We start from the raw sequence: 21,539 nt of genomic DNA, 5'->3' as shown, positions 1-21,539 counted from the left end.
ATAGTTTGCTTTGTCTATAAAGGCATTTCATTTGTCTAAATTCACATAGCTATGTCTATGTGTTCAAATCTAGATTTGTTTTTTAAACTCTTTTATTGAAATAGAAAATTCTATGTTTCTATGTGTTTAATTTTTCTGCAATTTTGTCATTTCGAGGAACGAGAAATCTTCGTTAGTAGCTCGACAAAGATTGAGGAATATCTTGTGGAGATTTCTCCTTCGTCGAAATGACAAACAGGGTGTGTAATCTTTATAAAATGACAATTACTTCACAATCAACAGCAAGCCTTTTCCTTTAGAAACGGGTATTTCGTCTGTTGGTTTAAAAGTCTGAGCAGATTGAAATTTAAGAACTTCAGGAGCCGTAATGGTTGCTTTTGAAGGATTGATTCCCAGTTTTTTCCAGTCGATATTCAGTTTTACTTTTGTATCATCATTTGCCCAGCTTGCAATTGAAATTAAAGCCGTTCCGTTCTTTTTGTAAACCGTTGCCAGAACTTTGTCGTTGTTTGTTTTTACAGGGCAGTTTTCACTCCAATACCCAATCATTTCAGAGCCTTTAATTCCGAAAGAATCCCATAATTTCCAGATTTGTCTTGGGTCTGCACCGTCGCTCCAAGGCAATCTGTTTGTCATTCCATAAACCATTCCTCTCCACGGATTTCCGCCATCCTGAAGCATTTCTCCCATTAATCCGAAAGGAATTCCGCTTACTTCTGTCAAGAAAAAGTCAGGCTGATTTTTTTCGTAATCAAAATATTCTCCAAACCATAATTTATTGATGTATGGAAAATGTTCCATATACAAATTGGCGCTGTTATTAAATCCGTCGCTTTTGTTGTATTGGTTCGCGCTGTGCAAATCGATAATTCCAGGATGACCGTCTTTTGTCAATACACGTTTGATACGTTTCATTGTGATTCTGTCAAAAGCAACGTCATCCAGATAAATTCCATCGATACCAACGTTTTGAGTTAGCCAGTTCATGCCTTCTACATAATAGTTGTGCCAACGGTTCATTCCGCTATTTACGATTGCAGCATCTTTAATTTCAGGTACAAACCAAGCAGCGATATAGTCTTCGCCAACGTGTTCTTGCAGCCAGGAGAATCCGCCGCCTTTTCCTGGAGAATAAATTTCGTGACCTAAACTTCTTAGAGCAAAAGTTTCATACGCTTTATTCGAAACCTCTCTAACGGTATTGTAGATTTTTACTTTTAATCCTTTTTCATGCGCTTCATCAATATACGTTTTCATCTTTTTAAATTCGATAAACGGATAATTGATATACGGATTAATTGCATTTGCATGGTGAATATTGATTACCGTTGCACCCGTTTTTGCAATTGAATCGATAGGACTGTATTTGTGATAGAATTTTGTATCCCACTGAAAATCTGTGTTTATGGTATGGAAAGGCGTAATTAATAAGTTGAAGTTATAATACAAAACATCGCCTTTTTTCATTGTTCTTGCCCCGCTATATGCATTTACCAAAACCGATTTCTGGTTTGGAGTAATGGTAATGCCGCCCTTATTTTCGTTCCCCCATGAAGTTGGCAACAATAATGGTTTTTGTAAATAGAAATTAGTATTTAAAGGGCGGCTATATTTTTCGTCTCTTAAAGAAAATTGCAATCCAGAATTTACGGCACCAATCCAAGCGCCGTCTTGATTTTTGTGCGCCACATCCCATTTCCAGTCAAAAGTTGCAGGACGATCGCCGCCTTTTTGGCCCAATCCCATCATGTATTTTGCCGATGTTGGCTGCATTGGCATTTGGAAATTGATATCATTAAACGTAACATCTTCAAGAGCCGTAACTTTTACTGTATAATGTACAAAACCGTCAAATTCAACAGTTGCGTTTACCTCCATTTGAGCTGATTTTGAAGTCGAAGTATTTTCAAAAGAAACGGTTCCTGCTTCTTTTTTAGTGAATTTTACACCGCTGTTTTTCCATTGCAATTCTTTTCCAGCAGCATCAACAAAATGAAAATCGATTGGAGCGCTTAAAATATCATTGGCTTTTGTTCCCACAGAAGTCATTTCTGGAGTAAAGAAAGTCTGAATTTGAGCTGGAAATCCGTTTGGCGCTAAAATCAGTTTTCTTCCTAATAAAGCGATTTCAGAATTGTTTACTGTTAGTGGAGTATAAGGCGCGATAACTGTATTTTCTTGCGCTAAAGTGGAGTTCAGCCATTTTAAACGTGTCATTTTTTCTGGACTGTCGATTCCACCGTTTTTCGTTACTTCGTTTGAAACAGTGATTTGAAGATTGATTTCTTTCGATTTTCCATCAGCAATAACTGTAGCTTTTCCAGTATAAGTTCCTGCTGTAGCGTTTTGCGGAACGTCGATACCACACCACATTGCCTGAATTTTTCCTTTAGAAACAGAAACAGTATTGGTGAAAGGATTTCCATCATATTTAGTTCCGTCAGTATTGATGCAGCTGATGTTTTTTGCATCAATTGTATTTCCGCCACTTTTCAAATCAGAAAACGTCACTTTTACATTTTGCAAATCTTCAAGCGCATAAACGCCCAATTGAAAAGCAAGGTATTCGCCTTTCATTGCCGTATCAGAAAAATTATTTTGAACGCCTTTCTGAATCCATCTTTGCGGTAAATCTGATTTTAATTTGATAGAATGCAATCTGTCTTCTGGAAAAACCAAGAAAGAATTTCCACTGTTTTTTGAGATTAAATCTTTGGTTTCAGCAGCCGTTGCAATAACTTCCATCGGGTAAAAACTATTGAAAGCATTTACGCTCTGAATTTCTGTAACCGAACAATTGTCTTTTGTATTTGATTTGATGTTAGAAAGCCATTTTGCATCGGCTTTGTCTTCAGGTTTTGCATAAATTCCTTTTGGATAATTGGCAGTTCCTTCATCAATATAAGGCATGTAATAAACGTAATACATTCCTTTTCCCGAAACAGGTTCAAAGAAAATAGTTCCGTTTTCTCTATTGATGTTTTCGGTTTTTATATTTTGGATTTCTTTTCCAGATGCATCTTGAACAATGATTTTTTTAAGTTCTGGATTGTTGTCTCTTCTTCGCCATTCGATTGTAGTTTTGGCAACATTTCCTGAACCTGAAAATGCAATTACAGCGCGGTGGTTTCCTAATTTATCGGGATTCCAGCTGTCATTTCCGTCTGAATATTTTATTTGTGCAGTTAATGGAATACTGATCGTGAAAAGACACATCATCATTATTCTGGTCAAAAGCGTTGTGTGTTTTGGGTTTAGTTTCATTGTATTATATGTTCAGGTTAAATAGTCTTTTTTTGAAATTAATAAACTGCTTTCCAGCCTTGTTTTTTCCAGTAGGCAATAATAGGTTTGTAAGGCCCGTATTTGTGCTGTTCTTCAGAAAAATTATCATTGAATGGGCTGTGCGCATAATCTATAGGTTTGCCCATTTTATCTGGATAATCAAACGTTTTTGGATTTGGTCTTTCGTGTACAGAATCATCATTTACATAAGCCGCAATATCAAGTGCTTCTTTGTCTGTAAGGTATGGTTTTCCATGCTGCACTTTATCATACGGCATATTGTTTTTTAACCATTGTGCTTGTTTAATTACACGATGCATACTTGAACCCGGCTGATAACCGTATTCTCCCCAAAGCGGAGGATAAACATAACCTGATTTATCAGCATTATAAACTCCTTCACCATTATTTCCGTGGCAACGCGCACAATTTTCTACAAATAATGCTTTTCCTCTTTCTGGACTTGCGGCAACATCAGGAAATTCGATTTCTAGATTTTTTGCTCCTTTGAAATTGCCGTCTTTTGGAACAAATTTGCTAATCCATTTAAAATAAGATAAAAAGGCTACCATTTCTTTACTATCCAGCGGAAGCGGTTTTCCAGAATGCGGGCGCATAATGCAGTTATTAACTCGTTCTGCCAATGTAAGCACTTTATTTTCGCGCCCGCGGTATTGTGGATAATTATCGTGTGAAGACATTAAATTGAACGCATGCGGTTTTGTTCCTGCGTCTTGATGACAATTGGTGCAATTCATTTTGTTGCCTAAATATTTTCCATTGATTCCGTTTGGGCCAATGTAATAAGCGGTTTTCATCATTAATTCTCTTCCATAACGAACCGATTCTCCAAATTGATCGTCTGGAATTTTTGAAGTGTCAATGGTGATGTAACCTTCATCTTCGGCTTCTTGATTTACAGCAGCTAAAGTCTGTGAATTTGATTTGGTGCACGAATTGAAAAATACAATTGGCATTGCTGAAAAAAGTCCGATAAGAATTGTTTTTTTCATGTGTAGAATTTTTAATCTTGTTCTTCTCCTGCGAGGTTTTCGAAACCTCGTAGGTATTCGTTTTATAATTAGACCTACAAGGTTTTGAAAACCTTGCAGGAAGATCGTCATTAGTTAAGAAGAAATGGTTTCATTTTTTCTTCTTCAATAAATTGCGTGCGATAAGGCGGAATTTCAGATTCCAACGCCCATAAAAGCACTCCTTTTTTATTCGTTAAAACGGTAATATGTCTTTTTGAACAGCAACACAAAATCAAATCTTTGTTGATCATATAAGCGCTTCCCATTCTGTCGTTGTAAATGTCTTTTGGCAATTTGATTTGAAAATTCAGTTTTACGGCATTGTTCTTTTCGTCTACTTTTAAAGCAAAAACAGAAGATTGTTTTTTATCTACACCATTATCAAAAAATAATAAACTTCCTTCCTGATCGATGTGTGCAGCGTGTGCTTGAGAAAAATTGCTTTCTGGAGCCATTTTCATGGTTCCGTTTTTTCCTAATTTCCACATTACTTTTCCTGTTTTAGCATTTACTTTCCAAATTTGGCCGTTGTTGTAAAAAGAAATCAGAAAATTGCCGTCTTTGTCATAATTCAAACTGTTGGCGTGTGTCCAGTCTTTTTTTGTTTTTAAAATATCTTTGTCTTTTAGCGGATCTAAATCATCAAAAACAGTCCATTTCCAAAGTTGTTTTCCTTTTTTATCTAAGATTACAATTCCGTCACCGCTAACAGTATCTTTTTCTTTTCCACCGACAGATTTCAGGTTTATTATTTTTTCTTCAACAGTTAAAGTCACAATTTCGTTAGCCGATTTTTTAATGATTTCGTGATGAATAGTCTGCTTTAAATCGCCTTGTCCTTTTTTGATGTGGGTTAAAGTATCGTCTTGAAGGTTGATTTCAAGAATTTCACTTCCGTAGCTTGTTGGTTCGTCGTTTGTTCCTAAAATAGAAAGAATACTTTGTTCTTTTGTAAAATGGGCTACTTTAAATCCTGTTCCTTCAAGCGTATGATACCATCTTAAATTTCCTTTGTAATCTACAATGTATGCCGTTCCCGGAGTTTCTCTTTTCGCTAAAAGCATAAAACCTTTTTTGAAATTTTCTGGCAATAACTCAGGCTTTGGACAATTGGCTTTGAATTGTTTTTGAAGCCATTCTGGTAATTTTCTAGATTTGAAAGTATAAACCTTGCTTGTTTTTTTATCGGAGCCTTGAACCGTAACAATTTGAAAACTATAATTGGTTTCTGGAATAATGTTGTAAAGCACTAAAGAATGTTTAAGGCCAGAATTTGAGATAGGAGAGGTTATTTTATTTTGGTTTCCTTTTTTATCCGACCAATATTCTGCATATACCTGAGCTTGGTCATTCGTAGTAACATCGATCTGAATTTTCAATTCGTTGTTGCCATGAGTGCCAATATTGATATTGGAGATAATCTGGTTTTTAGAACAGCTTGCCAATGTAAGCAGGACTAAAATAAAACTTCCTTTTAAAATTAATTTTTTGATCATCTGAAAAGCTTCTTTTGTGAAACAGAAAAGCACTTTTTATATAAAAATCAAGAACAGACAGACTATTTGCTGCCTGTTCTTGAAATACATTTTATTATCTGTCGGCGTTGCTTAAGTTTGGATTAAGATCTACCTGACTCTGCGGATATGTGTAATATTTGTTTTGTGGCATTTTAATCAAAGCGGCCTCGCCAACTCTTAAATGATAAGCGTTTACCAAAACATCATATTTGTTCATTCGAATTAAATCGGCACGACGTTTTCCTTCATAAAACAATTCCCAGCCTCTTTCTTGCAAAATAGCATCTCGCAAACTAGTTTGTGTATGTTCTGATAAAACTAGAAGTTTGGCGTGAGATCTTCCTTTTACCTGATTGATAAGATCGATTGCTTCTTGAGTTGGGCCGCTGATTTCGTTTAGCGCTTCGGCTCTGCTCAATAAAACATCAGCATAGCGAAGAATGTTTACACTATGACCATCGTAATACGTTGTCGTTTCGTCATCAGCATATTTTTTTGTAGAAACGTCTTGCATGTACAATTCACCTTCTGGCGGTTCAGCGCCTAAGTACGGAGGCTGTTTGTGCAATAAACCATCTGTACCCATAAATTCTGGGAAGAAACACTGTTTTCTTTCGTCTTCGTCTCCAAAAGTGTTGTAAAAATCCCAGTTTACGGTATAATACTGCCATCTGTTTTGAACAACTGGGTGATCAACTGGCCCAAAATGGTTTAGTAATTCAGTTCCGTTTGTGTTGGCATCACTTAAAGAAGAGAAGATGTTTTCGCTGCACCATTTGTTACTTTCTTTAAACAAACCTAAGTAAGAAGGATAAAGACTGTATTGGTTTAAATCCATTACTTGTTTGGTTAAAGCAACTACTTTTTGCCAATCGTGGCTTCTTAAATACAATTTAGCTAATAGTGTAAGCGCAGCACCTTTTGTAGCACGTCCTACATCGTTTGTGCCATAAATTTCATTGTTTTGATAATTAAGAGGAAGAACATCCGCTGCTTCTGTTAATTCTTTAATCATAAAAGCATCAATTTCTTCAACAGATGATGGCGGAGTTTGATCTAAGTATCCAGGATTCCCTAAGTTTGCTTCGGTAATTAAAATTACAGGTCCCCAAGAATCTGTCAAATCCATATAAGCAGAACATCTTAAGAATTTGGCTTCTGCAATAAATTGTGCTTTTTCTGCCGCTGTAATGCCCCCCATAGGCAGAATGTTGAAAATGGCATTGTTTGCATTAGCAATTAGTTTGTACATCGCGTTCCAGTCTTCTTTAAGAAGTCCGTTAGCAGAATTCCAAGTTCCTAGTGACAATTGTCCAGGATCTCCACCAAATTGGCAATGTCCTAAATCTGTAGCAATATCTGTTAAGGCAAAGTGTCTCGTAGCCCAATACGAAAAGTTATCGCCTACAGACGGACCTTTTAATCTTCCATAAATAGAATTGATGGCCGCAATAGCATCTGACTTTGTTTGGTATCCATTAGTATTAGTCAAACTGCTATATACCGTGGGATCAAGGTCTTGGTTGCACGAAATTTGTGCCCCAGCGGTAAGTAAAAGTAATAAGATTGTATATTTTTTCATTTGAATCAATTTAATGTTACTAAAAAGCATTTTAGACTAGTGAATGGCTACTTTAATTCCAAGTATAAAAGTTCTTGAAGCAGGGAACGAGTTAAAATCAATTCCTCCACCTAAATTATTAGAAGAATGCCCGTTTACTTCAGGGTCATTTCCAGAATAATTGGTAATCGTCAATAAATTTTGTCCGATAGCATATAATCTGATGCTGTCAATAAATTTTACTGTTTTCAAAGCGCTTTCAGGAATAGTGTATCCAATAGAAACATTTTTTAGACGTAGGTAAGAAGCTTCTTCAACAAATTTTGAATTCACATAACTTCCGTATTTGCTTTTGTAATAACCGTCTCTCGGAATATCTGTATTTTCATTCGTTCCAGCAACCCAGCGGTTTAAGGCATCTGTACTGGTAGAAGATTCTCCAACCATTTTAGTCATATTATAAACAGAATAATCAAAAGCACCTTGGAAAAAGATATTCATGTCAAAATTTCTGTATCTGAAATCGTTATTAAAACCAGCCACATAATGCGGAATAGAATTTCCTAAATACGTTCTGTCTGCTGCTGTAATCGTACCGTCTCCATCAACATCTACATATTTTGGATCTCCAGGCACAGATAACGGCTGAGGAGCATAAGTTTCTCCAGTTTTAATTACTCCAGCATATTTATAACCAAATAAAACACCCATTTCTTTTCCTGGCTCTAATCTTGTAAATTCTTGCCCAGAAACTGTTCCACTCGGGTTAGAAGTGTTTGTACTGATGATTTTTACATTATCAGCCAGAGACACAATTTCTTGTTTGTTGTAAGCCAGATTTAATGAAGTTGTCCAAGAAAATTTATCCGATCTAAAGTTTGTTGTCGTGATTCCTAATTCAATACCTTGATTGTCAATAACTCCAGAGTTAATTCTTTGCGTACCAAAGCCCCACCATCCTCCAACAGGAACATTTAAAAGCGCGTCTGTCGTTCTTTTTTTGTAATAATCGAATGTAATAGAAAGTTTATCATTAAATAAACCTAAATCCAGACCAATATCAGTTTGAGCTGTTTCTTCCCATTTAAGATTTGGATTGGCTAAGTTTGCAGGTTCTGTACCAGCCACGAAATCGTCTGGAGCAATGGTAACACCCCAAGAAGTTAGTCGGCTCATGTACGAGTAATCTCCAATACCGTCACTACCTGTAATACCGTAACTCGCTCTTAGTTTAAGTTCAGAAATTGCCTTTACGTTTTGCATAAAAGATTCGTTAGACACTTTCCACGCAACCGCACCAGAAGGGAAAATACCAAATCTGTTGTTGGGCCCAAAACGAGAAGAACCGTCTTTTCTGATTGTAAAAGTGGCTAGATATTTATCGTTGAATGCATAATTTAACCTTCCAAAATAAGAAGTCAGTTTCGTTTCTGTTTTTTCTGTTTCAGGTTTCAAATAAACCGAAGCACCTTGCAGATTGTAATACGTCAATAAATCATTAGAAAAACCAGTACCAGCGGCTCTTACTCTTTCGTAAGTGTCTTTTTGGTTCGAAGTACCAATCATTGCAGTAATGGCATGAACCTCTTTAATATCAAATTTATACGTCAAATATTGTTCTGTACTCCATCTGAAATAGGTTTTATTTTCCTCAGAACCAGAACCTTTCAAAGCTGCACCAGCTACTAAAGTACTAGGAGTATATTTTCCTTGAATATTTTCCTGCCATTCTGCACCAGCACCAAAGTGATACGTTAAGCCTTTAATAATCTGATAATCTAAGAACATGCTTCCGTTTACCAATCTGTTGATGGTGTGGTCTGTAGGTTCCAGCAAAAGAGCCAAAGCATTGTCTTTTCCTTGAAATTTGTAATATGAACCATCTGGATTGTAAATTGGAATAGTTGGAGGAGCTGTCTGAATAGAGAACATTGGAGATAAAATATTATCGCCAAAATCACTATTATTTCCTTCAGCCACAGCGCCATAAACGTTTGTGCCCATATTCAATCTTTCGCTAAATCTTTTTTCGCCACCCATTCTCACACTATATCTTTCGAAATCAGTGTTTACGATAGCTCCCGTTTGTTTTAAATAGTTTCCAGAAAGAAAGAATTTCGAACTTTGATCGCTTCCGCTAAAAGTAAGCGTTCTGTTTAACACTTCTCCCGGACGAGTTGCCGCGTCAAACCAATTGGTGTTGGCAACAGGAAAACTAGAAGGGAAAAGTGGAGGTCTTCCGTTTTCAGCATTAATTGCATTCTGAATGTCTGCATATTGCTGTCCAGTTAATAAAGAAGGCTCTTTTATAATATTTTGAAAACCGTCTGAAATCTCTGCTTCAACATTCATTTTTCCAGCTTTACCTTTTTTAGTGGTAATTAAAATTACTCCATTTCCTCCACGCGCACCATAAATTGCTGTAGAAGCAGCGTCTTTAAGAATCTGAATGTTTTCAATATCATTTGGACTAATAGAAGCTCCAGTGCTGGTAATGAATCCGTCAACTACATACAGCGGAGCATTAGAAGTATTGATTGAGTTTCCACCTCTTATTACAACTGAAGGATTTGTTCCTGGCGCATAGCTATTTTGCTGCACTTGCACTCCAGAAGCGCGTCCTTGCAGCGCCTGACCAACATTGGCAACCGTTCCGCCCAAGTTTAAATTGTCTTTGCTAAGCGAACTCACAGAACCGGTAAGATCTTTTTTCTTAGATTTTCCGTATCCAATTACCACTTCTTCTAGTTTCTGCCCTGCTTCTTTCATGACAATTTTTAGAGGAGCGTTTCCAATAGTTACTTCCTGATCTTCCATTCCGATGAAAGTAATGACCAGTTTTGTAGCATTATCTGGAACCGTAATAGCAAAAGTTCCGTCTACATCAGTCTGAACACCTTTTGTTGTGCCTTTCACTACAACATTGGCACCAGGAAGAGGCAAGCCTTTTTCATCTGTAACCTTTCCTTTCACTGTTTTTTCAAAAAACAGTGCCGTTTTGTTCTTGTCTGAAATATGTATAGAAGAAGCTGCAGAAGCTTGAAATGTAAAAACTAATAACGAGAGAACCGTTATTCCGATTTCTTTGCGGGATAAATTGTTAATCCGAAAATCTCTTGGCTTTTTTTGGGTTAATAATTTCATACTTTAAATTGGTTTTGGTTAATGTTTAATTGTTTTTTTCTTGTTTGTAGGTTTTAGACTTCTTTTTTAATCGTGGAATTCATTTTGTCTTTTTAGTTAAGTTTTGATTGAGTTGTTTTTTGTGCAAATCAGAGGTTTTCTTTTTCACTCTAAACAATGCCTGTTTAGTTCTGTTTTCTTCTTTCTAGAAGCTTAAAAATCACCCTAAATTTTGCATAATTAACTTAGTTTTAAGATTAATCTCTGACGAAACTAGAGATTATATTTTTATAAAACAAGAAAAAACACAAAAAATGTGCTCGAACACACAAAATTTATGTTCTCGAGCACATAAAATTGTGCGAAACGTTTTTTTGGACTTAAAAAGATGAGATATTTTTAAAATATTTTCGAAATAATGAGTAGGCTTAAATAAGGTGTTTTTTGAATAATAATTGCTGATTTTGTAAAAACTTGTGAATTTCGCAACTACTAATCCTAAAATATAAAAATTAAACAGGCTTTTCTTATGGGTTTACGTGCAAAATTTTGAGTTTATTTTGAAAAGAATAATGGTATTTACTCAATTTTGAACTAACTTGGCTTATTCAAAAATGATGGGATTAAAAAAGCCGAATCTAGAATGGATTTCAGCTTTTTGAAAAATCAAAAATTAACAAATTTTAAGAATTAGTATTGTGAAGGAATATCAAGTAGTTTTAATTGATAAAAATCAAGCTGGCAAGAATGAAATTTTAAATCCGATTTTCTGGGAAAAAGCAAATTGTTTAACCGATTTTTCTTCTCCGTGGAATGATAATCCAATTTTAAAAATCGAATTTCGCGCGCTTTGGGATCAAGAAAACTTCTATTTTAATTTTAGAGTTTTTGATACTGATGTTTATATCGACCAAAAAGATGATAGCGTAGACAGCATTTGCAATTCAGATCGTGTGGAGCTTTTTTTTAGAAGTAATGATAGTCTTAATCCTTATTATTGTTTAGAAATCGATCCGTCAACAAGGCTATTGGATTTTCACGCGCTACCTAATAAAGTTTTTGATTACGAATGGAAATGGCCTCAAAATCATATAAAACTAGAATCTTCTTCAGATGAGGTTTCTTTTACAGTTGCAGGCGCAATTAGTATTGAATCGTTAAAAGAATTAGATTTAGTTCATAACAATACAATTGAAACAGGAGTTTATAGAGCCAAGTTTTCTAAAGACGAAAAAGGAGAATATCAGCCAACTTGGATTTCATGGGTGAATCCAAATACTGCAGAACCGAATTTTCATATCGCTTCGTCTTTCGGGAAGTTTATTTTGATGGGATAATTGCCGCAAAGGCGCAAAGACACAAAGTTTTTTTAATTAAAAGCTTTGTGTTGTAATGCGAATATTAGATTTGTGTCTTAGTAAATTCAAATCTAATTTAATCTGCTGAAATCTTTTTAAATCTGCGTGAAACATAAAAAAAAATCATGAAAATCCTTTTAATCTGTGGCGAAAAAAAGTAGCTTCTCATTGTGGAGTTACTTGTGCGGTCTTCGACTTCGCTCAGACTGACAAATGGAAAAAAACTTCTCTACTTAGGATTTTGTGGCGAATCCCTTAGTTAGTGTAAAAAGAAGCATTTTCCACATTAATAATATCAATAGGAAGCAAAATAGTCTCGGGAATATCTTTCCTGAAAATAAAATGATCTGCCAAAGTGCTCACGCCCAAATAAGCCTGTCTTTTTTGATTTTGATGAATTAAAAAATGAACCAATCCCTGATTTAAAAAACTAACATTTTTATCAATTAAATCGTAGCCAATCAGAGCAATTTTTTTATCTGTAACCGAAGATAAGATAGAAGCAATCTGATAAGCTTTGGAAGTCGTAATAAAAATACCGCTTAGATCTGGATTTTCGTTTAAGAAAGCCGTAAGCTTATTTTCTATATTAGAATATTTTAGTTTTAATGTAGTTACAGAAAAATCAGGAAGATTTTTTTCATCAAAATAACTTCTAAATCCTCGTTCTTTTTCCTGCATGTGAACGGCATTTTTAAGGCTTTCATCAATATGAATAATGGCAATCTGACCTTTTGGGAGAATCAGATTCATCAAACTAGCGGCAACACGGCCACTTTTATATAAGTCCTGACCCACAAAACTTTTTATAGAAGAAGATTCGACCTGGTTGTTGAAAGTGTTGACAATAATTCCCAGTTCGTCATATTGCTTTATGATTTCAATGGTTTCTTTATGAAAAAGAGGAGTCAGTAAAACCGCATCTGGCGACTGTGCAATAATCGTTTCGTTGGTTTTTAAAAAAGCTTTAGTGCTTTCTGGATTGAAATAATGGATGTCTATAGCGACATTGTAGGCTTTAAATTCCTTAATCGCATCTTGTATTCCGTTAACGCAAGGAAGCCAATAAGGGTCAAATACAGGATCGGGAAGCAAAACACAAATGCGGTAAACTTTCGTGCTTTTTAAATTTCGTGCAATTAAGTTGGGCTCGTAATCAATGACATTTAAAACTTCGTTGATTTTTTCGAGTGCAGCAGGAGAGACTTTTCCTCTATTATGCAGAACACGGTCAACAGTTCCTTTAGAAACTCCAGCCATTTGTGCAATATCCTTAATCGTGTACTTTTTATCCATATAGAACAAATATAAAAACTTTGATTTAATAAACGTGATTTTTTTGTAAGAATTAATAAATGTGCTCGAGAACATAAAAATAGTGTGTTCGAGCACATTTTTGTATTTTTTCTTGTTTTATAAAAATATAATCTATAGTTTCGTGAAATCAAAACCGAAAATATAAAATAAATTTACAACCAAATAACGTTTTAATTTATTGAATTAAAGTGTTTTAACACAAAGTGTTTAAGTGAAAAAAATTACGTCATTAGCTCCCGGCCGAACCTGTCTTTTTGGAGATCATCAAGATTATTTGGGATTGCCTGTTATAGCCTGTGCGATAGATCGAAATATTAAATTAATTGCAGAAGAAAATCAGACCGATACATTTGTTCTGAATATGATTGATATTAATGAAATTAGAATTATCAATATACACGAGGCTTTTGAAAAATTAGAACCAAGAGATTACTTTGCTTCCTCGCTGCGGGTACTGCGTAGGCATGGTTGCGTGCCAACATCTGGCTATACGATTTCCATTACCGGAGATATTCCGATTAATTCAGGAACATCCAGTTCGTCAGCTTTATTAATGGCTTGGATTCGTTTCTTGATTGAAGCTTTCGGAATTGATCATGAAGTTACGCCTGAATTTCTTTCTAAATTAGGATACGAATCTGAGGTTTTAGAGCATGGAGAACCTGGTGGAATGATGGATCATTTCAGTATTGGCGTCGGAAATATTGTGTACATCAATACTAAAAAGCCATTTTCTTTTGATGTAATCGGAACGGAATTGAAAGGTCTTATTACAGGAGTTTCTGGAGTTCCAAAAGAAACTATCGGGTTACTTGGAGAAATAAAAGGAAATGCGCTGATGGCAATTGATCTGGTAAAACAGAATTATCCAGAGTTTGATTTAAATGCTTCTGAAGCTGAAGATGTAGAGAAATATCGAAACTGTCTTCCAGATCGCCTGATTCCGTTTTTTGAAGCGGCGGTTAAAAATTATTATTATACCAAAGAAGCTTTAAAAGAATTTGAAAAACCAGTTTTGGATCTAAAAAAAATTGGTGCTTTAATGAATGGACATCATGAAATTTTGCGCGATCTCCTTAAAATTACCGTTCCGAGAATTGATGACATGATCAATGCAGCGCTAAAAGCGGGTGCATACGGAGCAAAAATTGTGGGTTCTGGCGGAGGCGGAAGCATTGTTGTAATTGCTGATCCTAAGAATGAAGATGCGGTTATAAAAGCGATTTTAGACGCTGGAGCACAAGAAGCGTATGCGGTAAATGTTGATCCCGGAGTACGAATTATTGATAATATTGAAAATTAAATAAAATGCACGACAATTTAGTGATTTTAGCCGGCGGAGCTTCTTCTCGAATGAAAAAAGAAGCGGTTACAAACAATTTATCTCCAGAAGAAATTGCTCAGGCCAACGAAAGAAGTAAAGGTTTGATAGGTGTTGGCGCAAGCGGAAGACCTTTGTTGGATTATCTTTTGTGGAATGCCAAAAAAGCGGGTTACAAAAATATCTACATTATAATAGGAGAGCAAGGAGAATTGTTTAAAGAGTTTTACGGAAGTAAAATGAAGGATAATGATTTTCATGGACTTACTATTTCATTTGCAGTTCAGTATATTCCTGAGGGAAGAATAAAACCTTTTGGGACTGCTGATGCTTTGTTTCAGGCTGTTGAACAATATCCAGAATTAAATTCACAGTTTTATTCGGTTTGCAATAGCGATAACTTGTATTCGGCAGAAGCATTGCGTGTGCTGAGAGAAACCGAAAGTCCGAACGCTTTTATTAGTTATGATAGAGATGCAATGGATTTTCCGTTGGAGCGCATTTCTCGTTTTGCGATTGCGAAATTAGACGAGAATAATCAGCTTTTGGATATTTTAGAAAAACCTTCAGAGGAAGTTTTGGAACAATATAAGGATAGGGAAGGCAAAATACGCGTGAGTATGAATGCTTTTAAGTTTAATGGTAAGACCTTATATATACATCTTAAAAATTGTCCCGTTCACCCAGAGCGCGACGAAAAGGAGCTGCCAACGGTGCTTTTGAACTCCGTGAAGGAAAATCCGAATGCTACGGTCGGAATTCCGTTTTCTGAGCATGTTCCAGACCTAACTGCGAAAGAAGATATTGCCGATGTAAAAACATATTTGGCAAAATATTATCCTGATTTAAATTGGAATAACAAAAATTAACAAAACTTTGATATCTAAATTAGAGAATAAGGAAATTTAATGTACTACTTTTGTTTTGCAAAAAAAATGCAGATATTTGCATAAATTACGCAATCAATAATGTGAGAGTTGATTCTAATTTAGATTTTGAATTAATAAATCTATAACTAATCAACAAAAAATTATGACAAACATTCAAAGTACATTACAGGTAGAGAAAAAAAGCGCCATTGTTCCGATGGTAATTTTAACCTTATTGTTTTTTATTCTAGGATTCGTAACCTGGCTTAACGGGCCACTTATTCCGTTTTTTGAGTTAGCTTGCGAGCTTACTTCTTCTCAAGCCTATTTTGTGACTTTTGCCTTTTATATTGCCTATTTTGTAATGGCAGTTCCTTCTTCTTATATTATTGAAAAAGTGGGATATAAAAACGGAATTTCTTTAGGATTATTGATTATTGCCGCTGGAGCATTTATGTTTTATCCTGCAGCAGCAAGCCGTACATTTCTCTTGTTTTTATTAGCGCTTTTTGTAATGGGAACTGGTTTAGCGGTTTTGCAGACAGCTTCAAATCCGTATGTTGTGGTAATTGGGCCAAGAGAAAGCGCCGCGGCAAGAATCAGTGTTTTAGGGATTGCTAATAAACTAGCTGGATTTGTAGCGCCAATAGTGCTTACGGTTTTGGTTTTATCTAATATGCAGGACTTTACCGCAGACAAAATTGCTCTGATGGGTGAAGCTGCAAAAACGAACGCATTAAATTCTCTTGCTTTGCAATTACAAACTCCTTATCTTTATATGGGGTTGATTATTACTGTTTTAGCTTTGATGGTTAAGTTTTCTCCTCTGCCAGAAATTGATTTGGATGAAGAAGGAAATGTGTCGAATTTGAGTGTTTTTAAACAGATTAAAAATGCTTTCAAACATCCACAACTGGTTTTAGGAGTAATTACTTTAATGCTGTATTTATCTGCAGAAGTTTTGGCGGGAGATTCTATTGGGGCTTTTGGGAAACAGCTTGGAGTTTACGGTGAAGAAGGAAATTTCTACCTCAAATTAACATCATTTACGATGTCAGCAATGGTTGTCGGATACGTTCTTGGAATAGTTCTGATACCTAAATATGTTTCTCAAGTTACAGCTTTAAAAGTGTCTGGGATTTTAGGTTTAATACTAGTTTTGGCCATTGTTTTGATTTCGCCAAAAATAATGATTGCGTTTCCTGGTACTCCAAATATACCGTTGGTAATACTTTTGGTAGCACTTTTAGGATTGGCAAATGCATTATGCTGGCCGGCGATTTGGCCAATGGCATTGCAGGATTTGGGAGGTTACACAAAGATAGGAAGCGCTATATTGATTATGGGAATTATTGGTGGAGCTGTTTTTCCATTGTTTTACGGAATGATTACCGAAAGCATTAATTCGGCAAATGTTGCAAAAAATCTGCAAGATGTTTCAAAAAGCGGAAATCAATTGGCGTATTTAATGTTGTTGCCTTCTTATGCAATGATTTTGTTTTATGCTGTAAAAGGGCATAAGTACAGGAAATGGAATAGTTGAACAAAAAATAAAAATTAATATATCATGTTAAAAAGTAAAATCGACAAAGCAACAGGTTTCGAAAAACGATTCGAAAACATCAATACAGTTGTTTTTGAAAACTCTACGGAAGCTTCAAAAGAAGTAGCGCAGGAAATTGCGGCTTTAATCAGAGAAAAACAAAAAGAAGCAAAACCATGTATTTTGGGTTTGGCAACCGGTTCTTCTCCAAAAGGATTATATGCTGAATTAGTGCGTTTGCATAAAGAAGAAGGTTTGAGTTTCAAGAACGTAATCAGTTTTAACTTGGATGAATACTATCCAATGGAACCAAACTCAATCAACAGTTATGTTCGTTTCATGAAAGAACTTTTGTTTGATCATGTCGATATTTTACCTGAAAATGCTCACGTACCAGACGGACTTTTGACAAAAGAACAAATTGCAGATTACTGCCACGAATATGAAGCTAAAATCGAAGCTTTAGGCGGAATCGATCTTCAGATTCTTGGAATTGGAGGTAACGGGCATATTGGTTTTAACGAATCTGGTTCGCTTCAAAACTCTAAAACACGTTTGGTTGCTTTAGATCATATTACGAGAGTTGCTGCGAGTAAAGATTTCTACGGTTTAAATAATACGCCAAGAACAGCAATTACGCTTGGAGTGAAAAAAATCATGGAAGCAAAAAGAGTAATCTTATTAGCTTGGGGTGAAGGAAAAGCCAATATTGTAAAGAGATCTGTTGAGGATGAAGTTACAAATAGAGTTCCTGCTTCATTTTTGCAAGAGCACAACAATGCCGTTTTTATTTTAGATAAAGAAGCTTCTTCAAAACTAACAAGAATCAACAAGCCTTGGTTGGTTGAGAAAATTGTTTGGACTGATAAATTAACTCGTAAAGCGGTTTTAGGATTAGCATTGGATCTTAAAAAACCAATTTTAATGCTTACAGACGCCGATTATATCGAAAATGGTATGAGCGATTTGCTAGCAGATTCTGGTCCAGCTTACGACACGAATATTAAAATTTTCAATAAATTACAAAATACAATTACAGGTTGGCCAGGTGGAAAACCAAATGCTGACGATTCAAACCGTCCAGAAAGAGCTGAGCCAGCTAAAAAACGTGTGCTGATTTTTTCTCCGCACCCCGATGACGATATTATCAGTATGGGAGGAACTTTCATGCGTCTGCAAGAGCAAGGGCATGAAGTGCACGTTGCCTACCAGACTTCTGGAAACATTGCAGTTGCTGACGATGAAGCATTACGTTTTGCAAGATTCGTAATTGATTACAACGAAAAATTCGGAATCAAAAGCGAAGAAGCAGATAACATTTATAAAAAAGCAGAAGCTTTCTTGCAGAACAAAAAGAACAGTGAAATTGATATTCCTGAAGTTCGCTACATTAAAGGTTTAATTAGAAAAGGTGAGGCGAGAGCTACAAGTTATTTTGTTGGTCTTCCAGACGAGCAGATTCACTTTATGGAATTGCCTTTCTATGAAACAGGAACAATCGAGAAAAAACCAATCGGACCAGAAGATATTCAGCTGACAGTTGATTTAATCGAAAAAATTAAACCACACCAAATCTACGCAGCAGGAGATTTAGCAGATCCACACGGAACGCACAAAGTTTGTTTGGATGCTATTTTTGAAGCGGTTAAAGTTTTAAAACCAAAAGAATTCATGAACGACTGCTGGTTATGGTTGTACCGTGGAGCTTGGCAAGAATGGGGAATCGACGAAGTTGAAATGGCAGTTCCAATGAGTCCAGATCAGGTTTTAGCAAAACGTCACGGAATCTTCAAACACCAATCTCAAAAAGACGGAGTTGTTTTCCAAGGAACAGATGCAAGAGAGTTTTGGCAAAGAGCTGAAGACAGAAACCGCGAAACAGCCGAATTGTACCACCAATTAGGTTTGGCAACGTATGCGGCAATGGAGGCTTTTGTGAGATGGCACTATTAAGAAGGTTCTAAGGTGCTAAGAGACAAAGGTGCAAAGGTTTCTAATCTTTGTGTAAATCTTTAGCTTTTTGGTGAATCTATAATCTTAAATAATATTTTTGAAGCAGGAAGAGGGAACGATATTAGGTTCTTTTTTCTTGCTTCTTTTTTTGTTTAGGTTCTAAGTTTTTAAACCATATAAGTGATATAAGTAAATTTAAGTTTTGGGTGGGTTTGAATCGCAAAGCTCATTTAAGCGTACTGTATGTATTTACTTGTATTGTATGTCTTATTTGGTTTAAAATGATTGTTTTATATGACCTTAAATCGCAAAGTTTATTTAAGCGCATAGTTTTACATGTTCTTATATAGCTTATATGGTTTAAAATGATTTTTATATGACCTTAAAATCGCAAAGTTTATTTAAGCGCACAGTTTATATGTTCTTACATAGCTTATATGGTTTAAAAATAATTCGCCCTTTAACGGTCTAATTGTTTGAAATATTAATAGCTTTGCAAGAGAAGCAAGAAAGGGAATTGTACATTCTTTTTTTTGCTTCTTTTTTCTTTAAAAAAAATGGAACAAGACAAAAAACAACTCATAAAATTAGCACACACCAAAATGCCTTTCGGTAAATATGAAGGACGATATTTGATTGATCTTCCAGAATATTACGTGGTTTGGTATCATACTAAAGGATTTCCAAAAGGAGAATTAGGACAACAACTTCAGCTGATTTACGAATTGAAATTGAATGGGTTGGAAGAGTTGATTCGAAATATAAAGAAACAGTATCCCAAGCCTTAAAATAAATTAGATAATGAGATAATGAGAAAATTAGATAATCTTTAGAGAGATAAATGTAAAATGTCTATTTAAGATGAATTTAATTCATGTTTTGCAATTAACACTTGTCTATTTCTTAAATTTTTTAATTGACACATTTTCTGATTTTCTAATTAGCAAAATGTCTAATTAAATTTGTACTTTTGCCAAGTTTTTTACACAACTACTTACAAACAAACAACAGAATGAATCAAACAAAATATATTTTTGTTACAGGAGGTGTGACCTCTTCATTAGGAAAAGGGATTATCGCGGCATCTTTGGCAAAATTGTTACAAGGAAGAGGATACCGCACAACTATTCAGAAATTTGATCCGTATATTAACGTAGATCCGGGGACACTAAACCCGTACGAACACGGAGAATGTTACGTGACAGACGATGGTGCTGAAACTGACTTAGACTTAGGACACTACGAGCGATTCTTGAACGTTCCTACTTCTCAGGCTAATAACGTTACTACAGGAAGAGTTTATCTTTCGGTTATTGAAAAAGAAAGAAGAGGAGAATTTTTAGGAAAAACGGTTCAGGTTGTTCCTCATATCACAAACGAAATCAAAGACAGAATGCAATTGCTAGGGAAATCTGGCGATTATGATATTGTAATTACTGAAATTGGTGGTACAGTTGGCGATATCGAATCTCTACCTTATATAGAATCTGTTCGTCAGTTGGTTTGGGAGTTAGGTGAAAATAACGGAATTGTTATTCATTTAACATTGGTTCCATATTTGGCTGCTGCAGGTGAGTTAAAAACAAAGCCAACACAGCACTCTGTTAAAACTTTAATGGAGAGCGGTATTAAAGCCGATATTTTGGTTTGTAGAACGGAGCACGAATTGTCTCAGGAATTACGCCAGAAATTAGCTTTATTCTGTAATGTGAAAAAAGAAGCAGTTATTCAATCAATTGATGCTTCTACTATATATGAAGTTCCAAATTTAATGCTTGAAGAAGGATTAGATGTTGTGGCTTTAAAGAAATTAGATTTACCTAAAAAAGCATCTCCAGATCTTAAAAACTGGAATACTTTCTTAAAAAGATTAAAAAGTCCAAAACAAACTGTAAATATTGGTTTAGTTGGTAAATATGTAGAAATGCAAGATTGTTACAAATCTATTTTAGAGGCGTTCATTCATGCAGGTGCAGCAAATGAAACTAAAGTAAACGTAATTTCTATTCACTCAGAGCATATTAATGCAGACAATGTGGAAGAGAAATTAGGAACACTTGATGGGGTTTTAGTTGCTCCAGGTTTTGGTGAAAGAGGTATTGAAGGAAAAATCGAAGCAGTTCGTTATGTTCGTGAAAACAATATTCCATTCTTCGGAATTTGTTTAGGAATGCAGATGTCTGTTATTGAATATTCAAGAAATATTTTAGGTTACGCTGATGCGAATTCTACTGAGATGAACGATAAAACGCCTCATCCAGTTGTGAATTTAATGGAAGAGCAGAAAAATGTAACCGATAAAGGAGGAACAATGCGTCTTGGTGCTTGGAAATGTGATATTAAACCAAATACTTTAGCGTACAAAATTTACGGAGAAAAAACTATTTCGGAGCGTCACCGCCACCGTTACGAGTACAACAATAAATATGCTGATGAATTGCAAAAAGCTGGTTTAAAAGCTTCTGGAGTTAATCCAGATACAGGATTAGTAGAAATCGTAGAACTTGAAAACCACCCATTCTTCATTGGTGTACAATACCACCCAGAATACAAAAGTACAGTTGCTAACCCGCACCCGATTTTTGTAAACTTTGTGGCTGCTGCAGTTAATGCGCATAAAAAATAATAATTAATTCGAAGAAAATGTAACTTTTGAGT

Annotated in this window: 13 protein-coding genes; 7 read left to right on the top strand and 6 right to left on the bottom strand. The window is 35.4% G+C overall.

The genetic code is table 11. The features are described 5' to 3' along the window. Positions 1–264: 264 nt before the first annotated feature. The 5 genes from ACWA1F_RS09220 to ACWA1F_RS09200 all read right to left on the bottom strand — a co-directional run bounded on the left by ACWA1F_RS09220 (position 265) and on the right by ACWA1F_RS09200 (position 10,541). A complete protein-coding gene (locus ACWA1F_RS09220; protein WP_456893510.1) occupies positions 265–3,264 on the bottom strand; it encodes a glycoside hydrolase domain-containing protein in 3,000 nt (999 codons plus the stop codon). Between the two features lie 38 nt (positions 3,265–3,302). Further along, the gene (locus ACWA1F_RS09215; protein WP_456893509.1) at positions 3,303–4,298 is read right to left on the bottom strand and encodes a c-type cytochrome; all 996 of its coding nucleotides are present in this window, start codon (positions 4,296–4,298) and stop codon (positions 3,303–3,305) included. A gap of 110 nt (positions 4,299–4,408) precedes the next feature. Further along, positions 4,409–5,815 carry an aryl-sulfate sulfotransferase gene (locus ACWA1F_RS09210; RefSeq protein WP_456893508.1) on the bottom strand — a complete coding sequence of 469 codons (1,407 nt, stop codon included), beginning with the start codon at positions 5,813–5,815 and terminating at the stop codon, positions 4,409–4,411. Between the two features lie 94 nt (positions 5,816–5,909). Beyond that, the gene (locus tag ACWA1F_RS09205; protein ID WP_456893506.1) at positions 5,910–7,418 is read right to left on the bottom strand and encodes a RagB/SusD family nutrient uptake outer membrane protein; all 1,509 of its coding nucleotides are present in this window, start codon (positions 7,416–7,418) and stop codon (positions 5,910–5,912) included. 36 nt (positions 7,419–7,454) lie between these two features. Then, complete coding sequence (locus tag ACWA1F_RS09200) at positions 7,455–10,541, bottom strand: SusC/RagA family TonB-linked outer membrane protein (RefSeq protein WP_456893504.1); 3,087 nt, start codon at positions 10,539–10,541, stop codon at positions 7,455–7,457. A 677-nt stretch (positions 10,542–11,218) separates the two neighbouring features. On the opposite strand from ACWA1F_RS09200, the gene ACWA1F_RS09195 reads away from it, so the two are divergent. Further along, the gene (locus ACWA1F_RS09195) at positions 11,219–11,857 is read left to right on the top strand and encodes a carbohydrate-binding family 9-like protein (protein ID WP_456893502.1); all 639 of its coding nucleotides are present in this window, start codon (positions 11,219–11,221) and stop codon (positions 11,855–11,857) included. A gap of 276 nt (positions 11,858–12,133) precedes the next feature. Here the strand turns inward: ACWA1F_RS09195 and ACWA1F_RS09190 are convergent, their stop codons facing one another. Then, the gene (locus ACWA1F_RS09190; RefSeq protein ID WP_456893500.1) at positions 12,134–13,174 is read right to left on the bottom strand and encodes a LacI family DNA-binding transcriptional regulator; all 1,041 of its coding nucleotides are present in this window, start codon (positions 13,172–13,174) and stop codon (positions 12,134–12,136) included. Between the two features lie 232 nt (positions 13,175–13,406). Between ACWA1F_RS09190 and ACWA1F_RS09185 the strand changes: the two genes are divergently transcribed. From ACWA1F_RS09185 to ACWA1F_RS09160, 6 genes are all read left to right on the top strand, one after another. Beyond that, on the top strand, positions 13,407–14,498 hold the full coding sequence (locus ACWA1F_RS09185; protein ID WP_456893498.1) for a mevalonate kinase family protein: 1,092 nt from the start codon (positions 13,407–13,409) through the stop codon (positions 14,496–14,498). Between the two features lie 5 nt (positions 14,499–14,503). Continuing rightward, the gene (locus ACWA1F_RS09180; RefSeq protein ID WP_456893496.1) at positions 14,504–15,385 is read left to right on the top strand and encodes a sugar phosphate nucleotidyltransferase; all 882 of its coding nucleotides are present in this window, start codon (positions 14,504–14,506) and stop codon (positions 15,383–15,385) included. A gap of 163 nt (positions 15,386–15,548) precedes the next feature. Beyond that, a complete protein-coding gene (locus ACWA1F_RS09175) occupies positions 15,549–16,928 on the top strand; it encodes a sugar MFS transporter (protein ID WP_456893494.1) in 1,380 nt (459 codons plus the stop codon). 24 nt (positions 16,929–16,952) lie between these two features. Continuing rightward, entirely contained in the window at positions 16,953–18,881 is a 1,929-nt protein-coding gene (nagB, locus tag ACWA1F_RS09170; protein ID WP_456893492.1) for a glucosamine-6-phosphate deaminase, read from the top strand. Positions 18,882–19,438: 557 nt separating this feature from the next. After that, complete coding sequence (locus tag ACWA1F_RS09165) at positions 19,439–19,669, top strand: DUF3820 family protein (RefSeq protein ID WP_306156665.1); 231 nt, start codon at positions 19,439–19,441, stop codon at positions 19,667–19,669. Between the two features lie 224 nt (positions 19,670–19,893). Further along, positions 19,894–21,507, top strand: a complete 1,614-nt coding sequence (locus ACWA1F_RS09160) for a CTP synthase (protein ID WP_456893490.1) — start codon at positions 19,894–19,896, stop codon at positions 21,505–21,507. Positions 21,508–21,539 lie beyond the last annotated feature (32 nt).

It is taken from the genome of Flavobacterium erigeronis, assembly GCF_054075165.1.
The sequence above is the reverse complement of the archived record's forward strand: the minus strand, read 5'-3'. Positions and strand labels throughout refer to the sequence as shown.